The sequence below is a fragment of the Clostridium aminobutyricum genome (assembly GCF_017255415.1).
Lineage (GTDB): Bacteria > Bacillota > Clostridia > Peptostreptococcales > Anaerovoracaceae > Aminipila > Aminipila aminobutyrica.
Genome location: NZ_JAFJZZ010000006.1, coordinates 52,875 through 72,540 on the forward strand (window position 1 = coordinate 52,875; position 19,666 = coordinate 72,540).

Genomic DNA, 19,666 nt, shown 5'->3' on the forward strand with positions numbered 1-19,666 from the left:
TTGGATATTTTGAATCAAAAATGCCACGGATTTGCATGATTCCGTGGCATTTTTCTTTATCTTAATTTAATTTGTTCGCAAACATATTTAACATCTTCTGCAGAAAGATTGGTTGAGCAAGGCACATTTAAAATGTGATCAGCGTAGTCAATGGCTTTCTCAACTTGATAGCTTTGAGCATCCTTATATGGATCTAATATATGAATCAGTTTCCAAATCGGTCTGCATTGTATCCCTCTATCAATAAGCCTGTGCATCAAATCATCTCTGCTTTCTCCAAATCCGTTCTCATCGATATAAAGCGAATAGAACCAATGATTGGCTCTAATACCAGATTCAAAAGGCAATATAGTAATTCCATTTACATCAGAAAGTTCTTTTTTATATAGTTCATAATTTGACATCTTTGTTTGAATGAAAGATTCCAGTTGATCCATCTGGCTTACTCCTAGCGCTGCCTGCAAATTCAGCATACGATAATTATATCCCACTTCCCCATGCACGAAATACAGCGCATCTTCAGGTGTTGTATTTTTCGCAGTTATGGTCAAATATCTTGCTTGGTCTAGGTAATCCTGATTATTGGAGACAATCATTCCGCCCCCACCGGTAGTAATAATCTTATTTGCATTAAATGAATAAACACCCATATCCGAAATCGTTCCGGAAAATTTGCCTGCATACCTTCCTGTTGTATAATAGCTTCCTAGGGCTTCAGTTGCATCTTCTAAGACCTTTAGGCGGTACTTTGCAGCAATGTCCATAACTTGCTCCATCTTCGCTAAATTCCCAAATATATGTACCACAATGATAACTGCAACTCGTTTCCCAGTTTTCTTATTTACAAGACCCTTCTCATCAAGCTCACACTCTTCACGGCAGAATTTCTCAAGCTTTACAGCATCCATGCAAAGAGAATCATCGCAGTCCATAAAAATCGGCTCTGCGCCAAGATACTTTACTGGATTAACTGCTGCTACAAATGTTAAAGTGGGAACGATTACTTCCTCTCCCGATTTTACACCTAAAATACGAAGCGCAACATGTAGGCCCGCAGTTCCGCTTTGTGCAGACACAGCATCCTTTAGGCCCACATATTTTGCTATTTTCTGTTCGAATTCTGTGATAAATCTTCCTCCGGTCGAAATCCAACCTGTTTCAATACATTCTCGGAGATTGTCTACTATATCCATATTTAAATTAGGAACACTTAGCTGTATCTGTTTTTTCTCCATACCCTTTCCCCTCTTGATCTATATAATCGATTACATCATTATCTCAGTGTTTTGGACAATGCTTTCAATGCTCTTCATTTCACCAATTGTCTCAGCTTCAAACTGTATATCAAATGCAGCTTCTAGTTCAAAAACCAACTGTATATGTGCAACTGAATCCCAATCTTCTATGTCTTCAGCTGTCGTCTCCAAGGTAATTGTAAGGTCCTTATTGTCAAAAAACTCTTTAAATACTTCTGTTACTTTATTCAAAACTTCATCTCTAGTCATAATTTAACTCCTTTCTTACTTCATTACTACTTTCCATCAGCTCTATCATAAATCAATATCTCTCTTGCTGATCATAGAAAATCTCTTCGAACAAGCTATATCTAATTCCTCAAACGCTTCAATTGATTTTTCTATTTTCTTAACTAAATATCCAATGTGATGTATTTTCATCTAATTATTATCCTTTTTCACAAAAAGTCTTTTTCGAGATATATTCTGAAACACATAGCGTCCACCGTGTGCTGACGGATGATTTTTGCTCGTTTTCTATTTCTGTAAATCCATATTGTTTAAACAATCCGGAAACCATGGCGTTTTTATTGGTAGGAATATATTCTCCCTCCAATTTTAAAAAGCCTTTCCCTTGGGCTAACCGAACCATTTCGTTAAACAAGAATTCTTCCACTGTCCTTTTCAAGACTCGGCAGCTCATCAATAACGTATCAATAAATAACGTATCTTCTGAAATTTTTTCCAAAATAACGACTCCGATTATGCCGTAATCACCAAATCTGTCTTGTACCGTAACTGCCATCGTCAAGAACTGTTCCGAATGCTTTAGCATGACTTGCAGCTCATTTTCAGAATACCGTTTTGTTCTCAAATTGAACTGATTCGATCGTTGAGTCAGCTGTGCTATCCTAGGAATGGAAAATGGGTCAAAAGACTTTACCTCCGCAACCATTTCTAAATCACGTAAATAAGCTTCTAAGCTGGTCATAGTATCCCGCATCACAACACGTTTTGCTTCCTCACGATACTGTTTTGTCCTCTCGCGGTCTACGTCTGATAATTGAACTGTTTCAAACAAATTCAGACTCTTTAAATAAGCTGCATACTCTGTCGGCTCTTTCGGAAGATCAGGAACCGCGACCTCTGGAAGAAGTGTCTGAACCAATTCTCTCTCAAATGGGTTATCATCTATAAAAACGATTGAGTCTAGACCAATATTTAGTATGTCACGTATCTTTTTAATATTGGTTGCCTTATCTTTCCAATTTGCCACAAATACGGAGATATCCTCTGGCCTCAAAATCATGTCAGGATGTTGTAAAAATGGTTGCATCGCAGTATCTTGATTATTCTTACTACATATAGCTATCGCGATACCACGTCTAGAAAGTTCCTTTATCCAGAGCTGCAGGTCAGAAAAAACTTTTCCAATCCCTAATTCTCCGATTTGAATACCTTCCAGTCCATCATCTCCAATAATCCCACCCCATAAAGTATTATCTAGGTCGGTAATCAAACATTTTTTTATCTTTCCTAAAAGCACCGAGATCACATCGCAAATTTGCTTAGCAATTAATACTAGTGTGTCCATGGAAAATACCGTTTTTGATATGTAATACAACCGATTATCTACCATGTTTGCTCTGCCTAGTAAGTTTTGCAGCGTGCATATATCTACTAGATAACAATTTTCTTCAGCGGCAATATCCCCCAGTTCAATATTCATCTTTCTAGTGGAATAAAGCAGTGATTTTTTATAACTACCGGCAAAGTTCCCGTAGATTCCATCATCTATTTCACAATAGTTGCATATTAACACGTTTGAGTCTGCATGCTTATTAGCCTGCTTACATAGTTGCCTTATTCTAAAAATTTGATGTTCAACAACTTCAGCTCGCTCTCCTTCCGACGTATTATAAAATTTCTCTTGAAATTTTTCTATACATGGAAAGATCAATATATAGTTGGGCTGAAACCGATATAGCTCAGAGGTCTCATCCAGCAATTCCACTTCCATTTGATCATATGCTGCCTCATAAATATGAATGTCCAATCCGAACTCATAGCCATATCCTCTAATCGCTTGTGCCAGCATTGGAACCGACCAATCAGCAACAATCGCCATTTTTACTGTTCTAAAAGTAGAATAATCTTTTTTTAAATTTTTTCTTAACTCTGTAAACTTCATCGCTACCCCTGTGTCAATTGGTTTAAATTCTTATTATCTCTGCACATTCTAATTTTTCCAGTTCGCAAGCCACAGCTCCCCATGACAATCCGATTCCAAAACCAGCCAGTACCACATTTTTTCTGTTTTGCCATTTATCTTTAAGATCACATATTAAAAATGGAATCGTCGATCCATTCGTATTTCCAAATTTACCAATATTAATCGGAATTTTATTTTCATCAATTTTTGCTCTTTTGGCTATATATTTGACCATATAGGAATTTGCCTGATGGAGAAGAAACAAATCCACGTCTGCCCTATTCCACGGATGTTCTTCTAAAATTTGATTAAGCACATTAGGTACTTGCTTGATTGCAAATGTGAAGACATTCATACCGTTCATATAGAAATTTTCTTTGGATCTTTTGCTTCCGTCTTTATCTTCATATAACTGCTTCGTTTCTTCAGAACAGTGCAGACGCTCGCCGCCTGCTTCTATGATTAAATCTTCATAGCCATTGCCATCTGTTTTCATGATAAACGTCATGGGGGTTGGATGTTTCGAATATTCAACAGCCGTTGCTGCGCCGCCATCGCTTATAATGAAAGATATGCCTTTATCTTGCGGGGATATATGTCTTCTAAGCGTATCCCCAGTCATCACTAATATTCGCTTGCAGGCTCCGCTTTGAATAAACTGACTGGCTAAGAACAATCCATGTACAAACCCGGAGCATCCCAAATTGATATCAAGAGCAATGCAATCACTTTTTAGCCCTAATCGTCCGTGTAAAACACAGGAAGTTGCCGGCATTTTGTAATCCGGTGTTTGAGAAACAAATAATAACCCGTCAATCGTATCTTTCTCCCACTTCAAAGTTTCTATTAATTTTTCTGCGGCAGCATAGCAAAAATCAGCTGCCGTCTGATCTTTCTCCGCAACAAATAATTCTTTCACGCCTACCGAGTGAGTTGCCTTTTCAATCTCGTCTTTACTAAAATATCCGTCACCAATTTCATAAATAGATTTGGCATTTTGCGGCAGTGCGCAACATATTCCTGTTAGTTCTACGTTTACTGTTTTTAAAATGGGCATGATCTTTTCCCTTACCTTATCTTCAAATTTCGCGTTAACACTTTCTGACTGTATGTCCGCCATCCACTACTATCGTTTGTCCGGTTATCCACCGAGATTTTTCGCTTAACAAAAATACTGCCATTTCCGCAACATCTTCCGGTTGTCCTAAACCTAAAGGATAAGCTCCAAGGGTAGCTTGCTTCTGTTCTTTAGTAAGCTGTGCGAAATATTGTTCAACCATTCTTGTTTGCACAACTCCCGGAGCAACGGCATTGATACGAATCTTTTTCTCAGCTAATTCCGGAGCTGACGCTTTTACAAATCCTTCCAATGCCCCTTTTGATGCGGCGTACATAGCCTTTCCGAAAGCCCCTTCATGGGCCGCCAAAGAAGATACCATCACGAATGAAGCTCCTTCTTCATCAACCATTCCTTTTTTAGAAAACTGGCTTACCAACATCATTGCCGCAAAGGTATTAATATAAAAAATTTCTTGCAACTTCTCTGTCTTCATCAAATGAATCGGGGTAGTTGCTTGTATTCCCGCACAATGCAACAATCCGCTCACTGCGGCGTGTTCCTTTACCAATTTTGAATAATCCTTAATGGTTGCCACATCAGATAAGTCCCATGGAATGATTTTTACGTCCTCCTGATTCCTATATAACACCTCTAATGCTTGTACTTCACGAGCGGTTGCAATAATACCAAACCCTGACTCTAGCAACTTACACACCGTACTTTTGCCGATACCGCTTGATGCTCCTGTAACAATGATCCATTTTTTATCACCCATATCCTCTTATCCTCTTACAGTTAGAAATGCTATTGATTTACTTGTATGTAATCGAACAAATCCCGTATTGTTTTTGCCTCAATAAAATCATCTACTGGCATTTCTATCCCAAATTCTTCTTCCAGCATCACGAGCATTGCATATCCCTTTAAAGAATCCCAGTCATATTTGTCCGCTTTAAAAGCTGTATCCAACAATAGCTCCTCTTGCTCCACTTCCAGTATTTCAGCCATATGTTCTATTAACTTACCGTCCATTTTTTCACCTCTCCATCTTATCTTATACGTTTGGCAGGATATCCGATGACTTGGGCATCGTCCTCAACATCCTTTAATACCACAGAACCTGCACTAATAAACGCATTTTTCCCAATCACCACTTGCGGCACTATAGCTACGCTTGTTGCTAAATAGGCACCTTCTTTAATCAACACTCCGCCAGTGATATCACACATGCTCATAGCAGAGACAAAATTCCCTACTTTAGCATCATGTCCCATATTGGTATGCAAATTAAACATACAATGATTGCCTATCTTTGTATTCGGACCAATTACTACAAATGGCTGTATAATATTCCCCACACCCATTTCTGCATATGACGAAATAAGCGCAGATGGATCAACAATATTTTCCCACTGGACAAAATCATTCAAGTAATCTGCCAAGCTTCGTTTTACCGCTGCATTCGCTATCGCCATAACCGCAAAAATGTCATGCTCTTTTGAAAACTGCTTTAGCCAATCCTTACCACCTAACACCTTTAATCCGTTTACCTTGTTATCCCAAAGCTCTTGATCGTCATCTACATAGCCTAACAGATCATATCTCTGTTCAGTATTATTGATTCTTTTTATAGTATCCGCGACTTCTCTTCCAAAGCCGCCGGCACCAACTATAACCAGCTGTTTCACTTTATTCCCCCTTTATTCTCCGTTCCCATGAATTCTTCCATTGTCGCATGATCTGCTGCTTGGATTCCTTCTCTTCTGAAAACTTTAATAAATGTCATCCATAATATTTTAAAATCAAGCCATAAATTCCAATGATCTACATACCATACATCTAGCTTAAATTTATCTTCCCATGAAATAGCGTTTCGCCCATTTACTTGCGCCCATCCGGTCAGTCCCGGCCTAACATCATGTCTCCGAGCCTGCTCCGCTGTATATCGGTCCAAATACCGCACCAATAATGGTCTAGGGCCTACGAAACTCATGTCTCCCCTTAATATGTTAAACAATTCCGGCAACTCATCCAAGGAAGAAGCTCTGAGCAGCTTACCAAACGTCGTCAAACGCACAGCATCTGGCAACAGCTCTCCGTTTCCATCCCGTTCGTCTGCCATGCTTCGGAATTTGTACATCGTAAAAACATTACCCTGTAATCCTGGTCGTTCTTGCTTAAATACTGCCGGCCTACCCAACTTATTTTGAACTAAAACATATACAAGGATCAATATTGGAGACAAAAGTATAATCATCACAAGGGAAAGTACAAAGTCTATTAGTCTCTTTATCCATTTTTTAAACATATTCAACCACTTCTATATCAAAATTTAACCGTTAAAATGTCGCATAATTGTATTATATGCCTTTGTAACCGATAAATACTCTTTCAGATAATTTTTACCGTTTCGGCCCATTTGCTTTGTTTCCTCTGGATGCTCCATAAAATATAGCAAATTTTTCTTATATGTTTCCAAGTCACCTGTTACAGACCACAAACCTGCTTTTGCCTCATCTAAAATTTTTCCATAATCCGTATTGGCGTCTATAGAAGCTAAAATTGGAATACCTGCTTTAAAGTAACCGGTTGTCTTTGATGGGATGTTAGGTATTGTAAATCGCCTATCTAAGTTAATGAGGCCGACATCGCACTGGGCTACCAATCCATCGTAGTCTTCCTTTGGTAAGTAATCTCTTAGATAAACATTCGTTAAATTTTCCGTTTGAATGATCTTTTCAATTTTAGGCTTCATAATGCCCTTACCTACAATCAGAAACACAATCTCCTTGCGCTCTTTTACAGCCATTACAAGTTCCAATAAAAACTCCAATTCCTGCGGCCATCCGATATTGCCTCCAAAAATACATACAAACTTACCCTCAATCCCATATTTCGCCTTATAATCTATTTTCAGATCTGTTTTGTCCTCTTCAGGGCTAAACTTACTCCAATTTGGCAGTAGCTCCAATTTGCTTTTGTCCACTTCTGGGTTGTGTCTAAGCACATAATCAATATTTCCTTGACTCATGCAACCTATAAAATCTGAAACTTTGTACATGGCTTTTTCTTTTGTTCGGAAAAATTGAAAAAGCAGTTCGTTGTTCATCAGGTTTAAATCTTTTGCATTTTGAGGGAAGATGTCCCGCAAAATCAAATAGGCTTTTGCGCCATCTCTTTTTTTAATATAGTCCATGGCAGGCGCGAACGTAATCGGAGGCGTTGGCATCATAACCAGATCAAATTTTACCTGACTATAATATTCTCTCAGCCCTTTTCTAAAGAGTCCGCCAAGAGAGAGGGTTGTTAGGCCCTTTTCAATCGGATTCACGTTAAATAAATTGCCCGTTCTGATATGCAGAATTCTAATTCCTTTTTCCATTGAAATTCTAGTCTGTCTGCCATTCTTTTTCTCATCAATAGCAGCAACATAGACTTCATGGCCCTCGTCACGAAATTCTTCCATTAATTCCGTATAAAGATTCGGATTGGCTTCTATTTGAGGAGATATTATCATTAAAAACAGTATGTTCATTTTCATCCCAATCCGGCAGAAAAAAGTCTCTGCCCCTATTCTATCATTCTATTTATTCCAAATTACTTTATTAATAATTTTGGTATAGCTTTGAATAATTTTTACTACTTTCGTCGCTACATTGCGGTCTTCATAATCCCACACCGTTTCCACTACGATGTCATCCTGCCACAATCGCACAGCTAATTCGATTGCTTGTTCAACTTCTGGCCCGGTGATTCCCCCTATTACCATTGTCCCTTTATCTAATACTTCCGGACGTTCTGTGGATGTTCGAATTAAAACCGCAGGAAATCCTAACATGGCACTTTCTTCCGAAAGGGTTCCGCTGTCCGACAATACGCAATAGGATTCTAGTTGTAGTTTATTATAATCAAAAAAACCTAAAGGTTTGATATTTTTTACAAGGGGGTGGAATTGAAAACTTCTCTCTTCAATTCTCTTTTGGCTTCTTGGATGCGTGGAATAGATCACCGGCATCTGATACTTTTCAGCGACATTATTCACCGCATTCATCAACGACAGGAAGTTTGCCTCATCATCAATGTTTTCTTCCCGATGTGCAGAAAGCAAAATATATTTACCTTCTTGAAGCTCCATTCGTCCTAGCACGTCGCTTGCCTCAATCTCATCAAAATTTGATTCAAGTACTTCCCTCATAGGTGATCCGGTTACAAAAATATGTTCTTTTCGAAAACCTTCACTCAACAAATATCTTCTGCTGTGCTCTGTATATGGCAAATTAATATCTGATATATGGTCGACAATTTTTCGATTAATCTCCTCCGGAACATTTTGATCAAAACAGCGATTTCCTGCCTCCATGTGGAATACGGGAATTTTTAGTCGCTTCGCAGAAATGGCAGAGAGGGCAGAATTTGTGTCTCCTAATATCAGCAATGCGTCTGGTTTCACCTGCTGCATGACTTCATACGACTTGGCAATAATGTTGCCCATTGTGGAGCCCAAATGATCGCCTACACTGTCTAAATAGAAATTCGGCTCCCGTAGCTTCAAATCTTCAAAAAACACCTTATTTAAGGTGTAATCCCAGTTCTGGCCGGTATGGACTAAAATATGCTCAAAATAACGGTCACACGCCTTAATTACTTCGGATAGTCGGATAATCTCAGGCCTTGTACCTATAATCGTCATTACTTTTAATTTATCTATTGTTTTACCTTGCATTTCTATACCTCCAGAAAATAGGTATCGGGTTTGTCCTGATTAAAGCTTTCATTGGCCCACATGATTGTGACTAGGTCACTTGTCCCTATATTTGTAATGTTATGAGTATATCCCGGCGGTATATCAATGACCTCCAGCTTTTCACCACTTACATAATATTCGAGAATCTGTTGTTCTTCTTCTGTACAATCATCAGTCACTAATTTTCTAAATCGAATAATCCCCTGCCCGCTGACCACTAAAAATTTTTCTGTTTTCGTATGATGCCAGTGATTTCCTTTAGTAATGCCAGGTTTAGAGATATTAACCGATACTTGTCCAAAGCTGTCCGCCTTTAAAATTTCTGTAAAAGAGCCTCGCTGATCCACGTTCATTTTTAATGGATAAGAAAACTCTTCTTCCGGTAAATAAGTTAAATACGTGCTATATAGCTTTTTAACCAATGCATCTGACATATCCGATGCTTGTAAGTTTCGCCTGCTTTCTTTAAAGCTTTCTATGATCTCTGCTAATTTACCTAAAGTCGTTTGATGAATGGTATGGATATAATATCTGTGGTCCAGAGCTGGTCTGATTGTGACACCTTCCAACAGGGATATCCACTCTTCTATAATATCATCTATATAAATCAGATTTAACTCACTTGACTCATTGTGAATTTGTATCGATAAATCATGGGCAATATTGTGACAAAAAGTTGCTACAACAGAATTATAATTTGGTTTACACCACTTACCGAACACGTTAGAAAGACGATAAATAAATACCTTATCAGGTGCTTCCTTTTCATATTCCAGTAATGCTTGTTCTGCCGACAATTTGCTTTTACCGTACGCATTCTCCTGCATTGCTTGTTTGGAGGACGCGAAAATGATTGGGGCTTTATTGTTTTGCTTCTTCAGGAGCTGCAAAAGCGTTTCAGTAAACTGCACATTGCCTGTGTGGAATTCTTCCTCCGTGAGGGGACGGTTAATCCCAGCTAAATGAAATACAAAATCACAATCAGACGTATATTGTTCTAATTCTGCCGCTGTTGTATTCCTAGCGCATAAATATAAGTCCTGATACCCTTTATTTTTTAGCTCTACTATTAAATTTTTCCCGATAAATCCGTTGGCTCCAGTAATTAAAATTTTCATATTGAAGAAACCCCTTAATATTAAAGTTGCTCTTTATTCCACAGAGCAAGCTCCTGCTGTATATAGTCCAATTGAAGAAGCTTTTCTTTGATTTGTTCCACAGTCAATAATTGAGTGTTTTTAGAATTAAATTCTGACAAGGAATTTCTTTCTGTTTCACCATCTACGAAGTACTTATCATAATTTAAATCACGTTTGTCAGCGGGCACACGATAAAATTCTCCTAGGTCAATGGCATGTGCACACTCCTCATTAGTTAGTAATGTTTCATACATCTTTTCTCCGTGTCTGATACCGATTATTTCAATTGGATTGTCCACCTGAAATAATTCAATCACGGCCTTTGCCAAATCTCCGATAGTAGAGGCCGGTGCCTTCTGCACCATGATATCTCCGCTATCCGCATGCTGAAATGCAAATAAGACAAGTTCCACAGCTTCTTCAAGGCTCATGATAAATCTCGTCATTTCCGAATCGGTAATGGTCAGCGGCTTACCTGCCTTAATTTGCTCGATAAAAAGTGGAATGACCGAGCCTCTTGAGCACATCACATTACCATATCTTGTCCCACAAATCATGGTTTTTTTTGGGCTTACAGTTCTTGCCTTAGCAATCAAAACCTTTTCCATCATAGCTTTTGAAGTTCCCATAGCATTAACTGGGTACGCAGCTTTATCCGTAGATAAGCAGATGACCTTTGAAACCCCTGCATCAATTGCAGCCGCCAATACGTTGTCAGTACCGATTACGTTGGTTTTAACGGCCTCCATTGGAAAGAATTCGCAAGAAGGCACCTGTTTTAATGCGGCTGCATGAAAAATATAGTCTACCTCATGAAGAGCATTTCTGACGCTTGCTAAATCCCGAACATCACCAATGTAGAATTTTAACTTCTCATTGTGATACTCCTGTCTCATGTCATCCTGTTTTTTTTCATCTCTTGAAAAAATACGAATTTCTCCTATATTGGTTTTTAAAAAGCGGTCTAAAACAGCATGTCCAAAAGAACCTGTACCGCCTGTTATTAATAATGTTTTATCTTTAAACATTCTCTTCATCTCCGTTAAATGACAAATTCTTTACTGTCGCCCATTTCCATGCGCTTCTGCACATGTCTTCTAGCGAATAATTTGCCTTCCATCTGAGTTCCTTTTCCGCTTTTGAAGGATTAGCATAACAGCTAGCAATATCTCCAAGCCTTCTACCTGTTATTCTATAAGGAATATCCACACCAGATACTTTTTTAAAAGTATTTACCAATTCTAATACACTATAGCCTTTCCCTGTACCCAGATTATATGTTTTTAGACCGCACCTTGACTCCATATGCTCCAATGCTTTTACGTGACCATCAGCTAAATCCATCACGTGGATATAATCCCGTACACCTGTCCCATCTTTAGTCGGATAATCATTACCAAAAATATTCAGATAAGGCCTTTTCTTTTTTGCAACTTCTAAGATGTACGGCATCAAATTGTTGGGAATGCCATTAGGGTCTTCACCGATTAAGCCACTTTCATGGGCCCCTATTGGGTTAAAATATCTTAATATTACGATATCCCATTGATTATCCGACATATAAATATCTCTCAAGACTTGTTCAATCATTAATTTTGTCATGCCATATGGATTTGTTGCGTTTAGTGGAAAGTCTTCAGAAATTGCTTTTCCTTCAATAATTCCAGTTCCAATTTGTTCAGGCAATACAGTTTTCGCATCTTGATAAACGGTTGCTGATGAACTAAAAACCAACCGCTTACAATGATATTCATCCATAACTGCCAACAAAGACAATGTGGACATGATATTATTATGATAATAGATTAACGGCTTTTCTACAGATTCTCCCACCGCTTTTAGCCCTGCAAAGTGAACGACGCTCTTTATGTTATGTCTCATAAAGATATCTCGAATCATTTGACGGTTACAAACATCTCCACAATAAAAATTTACTTTTTTTTGAGTTATTTTTTCTATGCTTTCTATAACGGATAACTTACTGTTAAATAAATTATCAATAATCACAATTTCTTGTTCTTTTTCTAAGAGACGAATAACTGTATGAGAGCCGATGTATCCCGTCCCACCTGTAACTAATATTGCCATTTTTATCCTCGACTTAAAAGATTTTACCTTTTTAAAATTTGTTTATATAAGGAATAGTATTCTCTATATTTATCTTCTTTTCTAAATAAATTTGCTCTATTTAAACATTCTTCAGCGCCAATAGGGTATCTTTTCAATTTATATATTGCTTCACATAACTCATGGATGTTGCCTTTTTCAACGATAATGCCGCAGCTTTCATCTAATATTTCAGGACTTCCCCCTGTATTGTATGTAACAATTGGTGTTCCGCAAGCCAGAGCCTCAATATTTGTAGTAGGGAATGTATCCTCCAGTGTTGGATTTACAAATACATCCGCTACCGCATAATATTTTGCTAGCTCTTGAATGTTATTTGTTCTTGTCACACCTATCATATTGGAGGGTAATGCCTTTCTTTGTGTTTCAGATAATCCTACTAGAATAATTTGATATTCCGGTGTAAGAATCTTGCCTAAGGCCAAGAATTCATTCAATCCCTTCCGTTCTCCCCAAACGCTGGCAATTCCTAAGGCTATAAATTTCCCTTGGCATCCAAGCTTTTGTAAGATTTTATCTTTCTCTTCGATATCTTGTATTGGTTTAAAAATGGTCAGATCAATTCCATTATTAATTAAATGTACAGGATATTTTGATAAGTATGACTTCTTTACCAAGCCCTGCAGCCACAAAGAAGGGGCGACAATATTCATACTGCTTACAGAAGTAAACAGTTCTTTCTTTTTTTTATAATTAAATCGACTGTTATCCAGCCACTTGCTGCTCGGGTATTCTCCCTTTTGAGGGCATGTATAGCAACCAGTCTTCCATTTTGGGCAGTTTATATAATCAAAATGGGCACAATGTCCTGTAAAACTCCAGCAATCATGCAATGTCCAGATAACGGGCTTATGATATTCCTCTAGGAATTTAAATAAGACATTAATGTTAACATAATATCCATGTATATTATGCAAATGAATAATATCAGGCTCATATTTTATAATAACCTCTATCAATCTTTGAGTAGCTTTTAGCGAACCAAACCCGTGCATATCAAATACTCGTGTTAAAATACCATGAATCTTAATATCTAAACGAGAACCAATTTTATAAGCATTTACAGATTCATTCTTTATTTGCTCGTCTCGTCCAAAACAAACAAAATATTCATCTCCTTGCTCAGTCAATGTACTCCCTAAATCCTCTACGATTCTTCCAGTACTTCCAACTCCGTAAACAGAATTTATTTGAAGAACTTTCACTACCTTACTCCTGACTTTTAGATTCTAAGAATTTTAATTATTTAAGAATATTTTGTAATGGATTCTAGCCATATTTTCTATTGTATAAATACCTGCAGTCTGCATCGCTCTTTCGCCCATAACTGTTCTTAAATTTCGATCCTTAGCTAATAGGTTTATCTTGTCTGCTAAAATTTGTTCATCTTTTATTGGAATAATAAAGCCATTTTGACCTTCACTAATCATGGTTAACCCTGCAATACATTTATCAGTCGTAATTGTAGGTAATCCATGTGACATCGCCTCATTAACTACTAAACCCCAAATGTCTTCTCTTGTAGGTAGAACGAAAATGTCAGCACAATGATAGAAATCTATTAATTCAGTTTTAGTTTTAAAACCAATAAAATGGACATTTTCCAAGTTATATTTCTTTACAATGTTTTTATAGGTATCTGTAGGAGATCCGCCAATAATATAAACACTTATGTTTTCCGCTAATAAGGAACAGGCTTTAAGTAAATCTTCAAACCCTTTCCTTTGAATAAATTGCCCAACTGATAGAACCATAATATTGTTTGTAATATCTAACTGTATCCTTAATCGTTCTTTTTTATCCTGTGAAACTTTTTCAACTTCACATAGTTTAAGTGAAGAAAAAGGATATTCAAAGATATTTTCACTTCTTGCTCCATAGTGAACTAAATATTCCTTTGTTCTTTTTCCCGTACATAACCAATAAGTTGCACTTCCTATTAAATACCGTTTTAGTCTATACTTCAATAACTTTTCATTTGCTATAAATCCACCATCTGCATTTATGTAGAACTTGGCCCTTTTTATTTTAAGAATTAAAATAGCTAATATCCCTGTAGGGGTTGCATACCCTCCCACTACAATTTTATCCCATCTTTTTAAGAGAATAGGAAGTATGTTAAAGCATAAAGCACTTTCATCTTTATTAAAAATACCTCTTGAAAAAATTTGTTTGAACTTTCTACTATCTTTATTTTCCCACTTAGTATCTCTATTTGACGCTACATCTTTTTCGTAAAAAACAGTTAAGTCGCAGTAATCTGATAATTCATTAAAAAAATCAACCCTATATGGACTAGGAACATTTGTAATATATAAAACTTTCATTATTGGCCCTCTACCTCATTCTTAAGCATTTAATATAATGCTGCAGATACGATCCACTTCACATAATTCTAAATCAGCATAAATAGGTAGCGTCAGAACTCGTTCAGAAATATACTTTGCAATAGGTGTCTCTTCAACATTAAACTTGTCTTTATAACAATCATAAGTATTAGTGAGTGGGTAAAAGTATTTACGCACATGTATATCTTCACTCTTAAGTTTTTCAAACACTTGATCACGATTTAATTTATACTGATCAAATATTACCGGAAAATACGCATAATTACGCTTAACCTCCTTTCTTTCTTTAGGCAACCTGATTCCGGCGATATTGTTTAATTGTAGCATATATCTATTAAATACAACTTTCCTTTTTTCGATCTCCCCGTCAATATGTCTTAGATTACAAATGCCCATAGCTGCTTGAAACTCATTCATTTTTGCATTTCCACCTACATATTCAACAGTTTCTGGCCCTGTTATTCCAAAATTCTTTATATCATACAATATCCTAGATAAATTCTCATTATTATATGATACTGCTCCACCTTCTATGGTATTAAATACCTTTGTTGCATGGAAACTGAATATCGATGCATCTCCAAAATTTGCACTACTTATTCCATTAACAGTAACACCAAAAGCATGGGCTGCATCATAAATAACTTTTAATTTATACTTATTAGCAATTCGTTCAATCTTTTCAACATTACATATATTCCCATAGACATGAACTGGAATAATTGCTGTTGTTTTATCGGTTATTAATTCTTCCAACTTATCCGCATCTATCGTAAAATCCTCTAAATTAATATCACAGAAAACTGGCTTTAGACCATTTCTTACTATTGCATGAGTTGTTGATGCAAAGGTAAAAGGAGTTGTTATCACTTCTCCTGTAAGAGCAAATGCTGCTATAATGCATTCTAAGGCAAGATGCCCATTTGTGAAAAGCTCAATATTAGGAGTATCTAAATACTTCAATAATCCTATTTGGAGTTGTTTATGTTTTGTCCCCATATTTGTTAACCAGTGACTTTCCCATAAATCTTTTATTTCCTCAATATACTCTTCTAATTCTGGCATAGAAGAGCGTGTTACTAATATTCTCTTTTTATTTAACATCTCAAATTCTCTCTTAGTTCTTTAAATCTATCAACCTGCATTTCAGCTTTATAGTCTTCAAATAGCCTTAAGCAATCATACTGGGGTTCGTATCCCAATTCTCTCTTTGCATTTTCAATATCCATTAAGAAGCCTCCGCCAGCCTTCTTATCTAATCGATAGATTATTTCTGATGGATGTTCAACAGGAGAAAATACTTTAATAATTGTTTCAATTTGTTCCTGCAGCGTAACTGGTCTGCCCGTTCCCACATTATAAAAACCTTTTTCAAGATTAGCTTCAACTGTTTTACATATCATTTGAGCACAGTCATAAACGTGAACCATATCCTTTGCATAGTTAGGATCCCCCCAAAGTTCAATTGGCTCACCTTTCATCGCTTTATCAATCATTAAATATATAGGCCTAATTGTTTTAATCCCGTTAGGATGATAATAATGATAAGGACTGTAACTATAAATCGTAGGAAATCTGAAAACAAATTTCTTAATATCATATTCCTGATGATAATGTTCTATAAGTTCAATCGCAGTATTCTTTGAAATAACATAAACCGAATGATCTCCCTTGTAGCTAAAATTATATGGAAGATCAGGTTTTAAAACAACATCATCTTTGGCGCATAATGAAATATCAAAAACTGTAGTTGAATATAGAATACGGTCAGCTTTAACTTTTCGACAATACTCTAGCACATTATATGCACCTAGAATATTAGACTCAATATATTTTTCAGGATGATATCCTTCCATGTATGAAGGAATTTGTGCTGCTAAGAACACAACTGCATATACATCTTCCTTAGGAAGTTTATCAAAATCTTCACTTTTAGAAATATCAACAGAATAATATGGAATATCCATACTAGAAAAAAAGTCTGTTTCACGACGACCAGTTGCAATCACTTCATATTTATTAGCATCAAAATATTCTTTAGCATACTTCAATACATAAGATCCAACATTACCTGTAGCACCAAAAATAATAATTTTTTTCATCGTAACAAGCCTCCATTATATTTCTTTATTGTCTTAATTATAATATCCATTTCCTTAAAATCATATCTTTGATCGCAAGGAATACAAGCTAGATTCTTCGTGAGTTTCCACTCAAAAGAATCCACCTTACATAATTTTAATATATTAGGCCAAAGCGTTGGAACATAAATATTTTCTTTTATTAATGTCTTTTTTAAGTCTTCTCCACCATTCTTTAATAATAATGGATACATATATGGCCCAGGGACTTCTTTTACCTTTAGACAATTTATTGGATCAAGGTTTTTATGCAAATAAGAAAAGTTTTTTTCTCGTCGCTCCTTAATTTGTTTATAATCAAGGTTTCCTAACAACGTCTTCGTAAGTAACGAAATCATTCGCAATGGCACATTTTGTAAAGCTTCTTCATTTTCTTGATATAGTTGAAAATACTCAGAAGCGGTGTTTTCTAGACGTCCTAATATATGCGATATTCGATTTGCTGACTTATCTCTTGGCAATACTGAATCTTCTATCTGATCAGTTATAAGGTACGCACCATCTGGGACTCCAAAAAATTTTCGACAAGTATAAATAGTATCAACATTTTTTTCAGGTTCGGTGAAAAATGCCTGAGCATTATCAACTATTATACTTTTATATTTATCTTTGAATAATCTTATTGTTTCATTATCAACTTGTCCAAAATAATTAACAATATAGAGCCATTCTCCATCTGCTAGTTTTTTATTAAAGCTAGGCAAAAGGTTATTATTAATATGATAGAATTCAATCTCACATCTTTCTTCTTGGACCGCTTTCGTAACGACATCGCAAATATAATATGGTATATACAATTTTTTAATATTTTTAAATCGAATAATATATTTTAAGCAACTACGCCCAAGATTTAATTCGACCGACTCTCTGTAATATGGTAACACGCCTACATTACTTAACTCGAAATAACCACCAATTTCTTTCATTTGAATAACCTCATTATTTTGCCACTAAAGTGTAAGTGTTCAATATTTTATCAATTTCTTCCTTTGAGTTAAACATTATCACGTCTATAATCGAAAGATTTGGCACAAATTGATTATTAAATTGTTTATATTGAATTTCTTCAGTTTTTATAAAATTAAGTTCTAAAAAATTCTTAGAGAAATTTTCATAACTATATAGCTTTTGTCCCCCTATTGCATTTAAATATTCTTTTGCTCCTAATAGTTTACAAATTTCTATAACTTTATTTTCTCCTTTTAAATTTTCATTCTTATTTATTGAAGAAGAAATAACTATTTCCGTATCTATTGACAGATAATTTGAGACTTTTTGTATTGCATACTCTAAATATTTTGCTAAATTTTTTTCACCTTGACTTATTATATCTTCTATAACTTCAAAAGCCTGTAAATAGTAAGGTGCGTTTTTATAACAACTTTCAATTTTCTTTAACAATTTTTTATTATATACTGGATCGACAGATAGCTCTACTTCTTTGATAAGTTTATTAGGGCTTGCACCCCTCATCTGTAAATTTATGTATTTCGCTTCTCCATCCATTAATATTTGGTTTCTATTTATCCATCCACCTTTAATAAAGTTGACATCATCATAAATTACATATTTATCCACGGCATTGATTAATTGCCAATATCCTATATATGGGAAAAAGTATGGTTGCATTATACCTAACTTCATCTTACACCCCTTTATTAATTAAAAAACGATCATTTCTGTTACATTTAAACAGTTCAAACCCAACCCATGAAGTGTTTTTTATAAATTCTATAAATCACAGGCAAATTACATTTTAAATTGCTTTTTAGCTGCTCTTTTCTGCTTAGTTTATCATAGAACCTTTTACATTCTTCATTATTTTTAATTGCCCTGCCGTCATATTCTAACAAATAATAGAAAGTCCTTTTTACTTTCATTTCCTTGAAATAATCTGTAAACCGCTCATTTGAATACGCATCTGCTTCATCTAGCATTTTATTTATCTTAACTAAAACTTGAATAGCTCTTTCTTTATTAAACAAGTTTGTTGCTGACAATGATCCTTTTGCAACAATTCGATATGCCGACAATTCTTCGTTTATATAATAAACTTGTCCATTTAACGACAGAAATATAGTTAGGGGGTAATCTCCAACTGGTAATCCAAAATAGAAAGCTGGCAATGACTTACCCAACTCACTTTTAAACATCATTGAATTAGTTGAAAAGAAACCTCCATCTCCCATAATAATATCTCTAACGTTGCAAACTCTGCTTTCAGTATAAGGTTGTATTTTTCTACGCAATTTGTGTCCATTATGATTCACCATAATTGCAGCATGTGTAATAAGAGTGCAATCAGGATTCGACTCCAAATATTCTACTTGCTTTTGCAATTTATATGGATCTATCCAGAAGTCATCTCCTTCGCATATAGCAATATATTTTCCTAAAGCTCTTTTCATATTTAAAGCTAAAACCGATATTCCCTTCGAATACTGGTTTTCCGTTTGGTATATTGGCTTAATTAGATGTGGGTATTTTTCCTGATATTCTTTAATAATCAGTGGGGTAGCATCAGTTGATGCATCATCATGAATTAATATTTCATATTTAAATTTAGCTTCTTGCATTAAAAAGCTTTCTATTGTTTGCCTAATATAGCTTTCTTGATTATAGGCAATACAACAGATACTTACCATTATCTCATTCATAAA

At 35.7% G+C, this 19,666-nt stretch carries 20 protein-coding genes; all 20 read right to left on the reverse strand.

Features of this window, described 5'->3' with window-relative positions; all coding sequences use genetic code 11:
• Nucleotides 1-56 precede the first annotated feature (56 nt).
• The 20 genes from JYB65_RS11855 to JYB65_RS11950 all read right to left on the reverse strand — a co-directional run bounded on the left by JYB65_RS11855 (nt 57) and on the right by JYB65_RS11950 (nt 19,663).
• A complete protein-coding gene (locus tag JYB65_RS11855) occupies nt 57-1,235 on the reverse strand; it encodes a LegC family aminotransferase (protein ID WP_206582903.1) in 1,179 nt (392 codons plus the stop codon).
• Nucleotides 1,236-1,265: 30 nt separating this feature from the next.
• Complete coding sequence (locus JYB65_RS11860) at nt 1,266-1,505, reverse strand: acyl carrier protein (RefSeq protein ID WP_206582904.1); 240 nt, start codon at nt 1,503-1,505, stop codon at nt 1,266-1,268.
• A gap of 178 nt (nt 1,506-1,683) precedes the next feature.
• Entirely contained in the window at nt 1,684-3,426 is a 1,743-nt protein-coding gene (locus tag JYB65_RS11865; RefSeq protein WP_206582905.1) for an HAD-IIIC family phosphatase, read from the reverse strand.
• A gap of 22 nt (nt 3,427-3,448) precedes the next feature.
• Nucleotides 3,449-4,504: a ketoacyl-ACP synthase III gene (locus tag JYB65_RS11870; RefSeq protein ID WP_206582906.1), complete on the reverse strand. Its 1,056-nt coding sequence runs from the start codon at nt 4,502-4,504 to the stop codon at nt 3,449-3,451.
• A gap of 34 nt (nt 4,505-4,538) precedes the next feature.
• Nucleotides 4,539-5,282: an SDR family NAD(P)-dependent oxidoreductase gene (locus JYB65_RS11875; RefSeq protein ID WP_206582907.1), complete on the reverse strand. Its 744-nt coding sequence runs from the start codon at nt 5,280-5,282 to the stop codon at nt 4,539-4,541.
• 29 nt (nt 5,283-5,311) lie between these two features.
• Nucleotides 5,312-5,539: an acyl carrier protein gene (locus JYB65_RS11880; RefSeq protein WP_206582908.1), complete on the reverse strand. Its 228-nt coding sequence runs from the start codon at nt 5,537-5,539 to the stop codon at nt 5,312-5,314.
• Nucleotides 5,540-5,556: 17 nt separating this feature from the next.
• Nucleotides 5,557-6,195 carry a NeuD/PglB/VioB family sugar acetyltransferase gene (locus JYB65_RS11885; RefSeq protein WP_206582909.1) on the reverse strand — a complete coding sequence of 213 codons (639 nt, stop codon included), beginning with the start codon at nt 6,193-6,195 and terminating at the stop codon, nt 5,557-5,559.
• Nucleotides 6,192-6,815, reverse strand: a complete 624-nt coding sequence (locus tag JYB65_RS11890; RefSeq protein ID WP_206582910.1) for a sugar transferase — start codon at nt 6,813-6,815, stop codon at nt 6,192-6,194. The genes JYB65_RS11885 and JYB65_RS11890 overlap by 4 nt, the downstream gene beginning before the upstream one ends.
• A 24-nt stretch (nt 6,816-6,839) precedes the next feature.
• On the reverse strand, nt 6,840-8,042 hold the full coding sequence (locus JYB65_RS11895; RefSeq protein WP_206582911.1) for a glycosyltransferase family 4 protein: 1,203 nt from the start codon (nt 8,040-8,042) through the stop codon (nt 6,840-6,842).
• Nucleotides 8,043-8,090: 48 nt separating this feature from the next.
• Nucleotides 8,091-9,215 carry a non-hydrolyzing UDP-N-acetylglucosamine 2-epimerase gene (gene wecB / locus JYB65_RS11900; protein WP_206582993.1) on the reverse strand — a complete coding sequence of 375 codons (1,125 nt, stop codon included), beginning with the start codon at nt 9,213-9,215 and terminating at the stop codon, nt 8,091-8,093.
• 17 nt (nt 9,216-9,232) lie between these two features.
• The gene (locus tag JYB65_RS11905; RefSeq protein ID WP_206582912.1) at nt 9,233-10,369 is read right to left on the reverse strand and encodes a polysaccharide biosynthesis C-terminal domain-containing protein; all 1,137 of its coding nucleotides are present in this window, start codon (nt 10,367-10,369) and stop codon (nt 9,233-9,235) included.
• Nucleotides 10,370-10,389: 20 nt separating this feature from the next.
• A complete protein-coding gene (locus JYB65_RS11910; RefSeq protein WP_206582913.1) occupies nt 10,390-11,418 on the reverse strand; it encodes a nucleoside-diphosphate sugar epimerase/dehydratase in 1,029 nt (342 codons plus the stop codon).
• Complete coding sequence (gene galE / locus JYB65_RS11915; protein ID WP_206582914.1) at nt 11,411-12,478, reverse strand: UDP-glucose 4-epimerase GalE; 1,068 nt, start codon at nt 12,476-12,478, stop codon at nt 11,411-11,413. Before galE ends, JYB65_RS11910 begins: the two co-directional genes overlap by 8 nt.
• Before the next feature lie 23 nt (nt 12,479-12,501).
• Nucleotides 12,502-13,722: a glycosyltransferase gene (locus JYB65_RS15220; protein ID WP_206582915.1), complete on the reverse strand. Its 1,221-nt coding sequence runs from the start codon at nt 13,720-13,722 to the stop codon at nt 12,502-12,504.
• A 33-nt stretch (nt 13,723-13,755) separates the two neighbouring features.
• Entirely contained in the window at nt 13,756-14,844 is a 1,089-nt protein-coding gene (locus tag JYB65_RS11925; RefSeq protein WP_206582916.1) for a glycosyltransferase family 4 protein, read from the reverse strand.
• Nucleotides 14,845-14,865: 21 nt separating this feature from the next.
• Complete coding sequence (locus JYB65_RS11930; protein ID WP_206582917.1) at nt 14,866-15,969, reverse strand: DegT/DnrJ/EryC1/StrS family aminotransferase; 1,104 nt, start codon at nt 15,967-15,969, stop codon at nt 14,866-14,868.
• Entirely contained in the window at nt 15,963-16,967 is a 1,005-nt protein-coding gene (locus JYB65_RS11935) for an NAD-dependent epimerase/dehydratase family protein (RefSeq protein ID WP_206582918.1), read from the reverse strand. The genes JYB65_RS11930 and JYB65_RS11935 overlap by 7 nt, the downstream gene beginning before the upstream one ends.
• Complete coding sequence (locus JYB65_RS11940; protein ID WP_206582919.1) at nt 16,964-17,932, reverse strand: hypothetical protein; 969 nt, start codon at nt 17,930-17,932, stop codon at nt 16,964-16,966. The genes JYB65_RS11935 and JYB65_RS11940 overlap by 4 nt, the downstream gene beginning before the upstream one ends.
• 13 nt (nt 17,933-17,945) lie before the next feature.
• On the reverse strand, nt 17,946-18,650 hold the full coding sequence (locus JYB65_RS11945; RefSeq protein ID WP_206582920.1) for a WbqC family protein: 705 nt from the start codon (nt 18,648-18,650) through the stop codon (nt 17,946-17,948).
• Between the two features lie 53 nt (nt 18,651-18,703).
• The gene (locus JYB65_RS11950; protein WP_206582921.1) at nt 18,704-19,663 is read right to left on the reverse strand and encodes a glycosyltransferase; all 960 of its coding nucleotides are present in this window, start codon (nt 19,661-19,663) and stop codon (nt 18,704-18,706) included.
• Between the last annotated feature and the right edge of the window lie 3 nt (nt 19,664-19,666).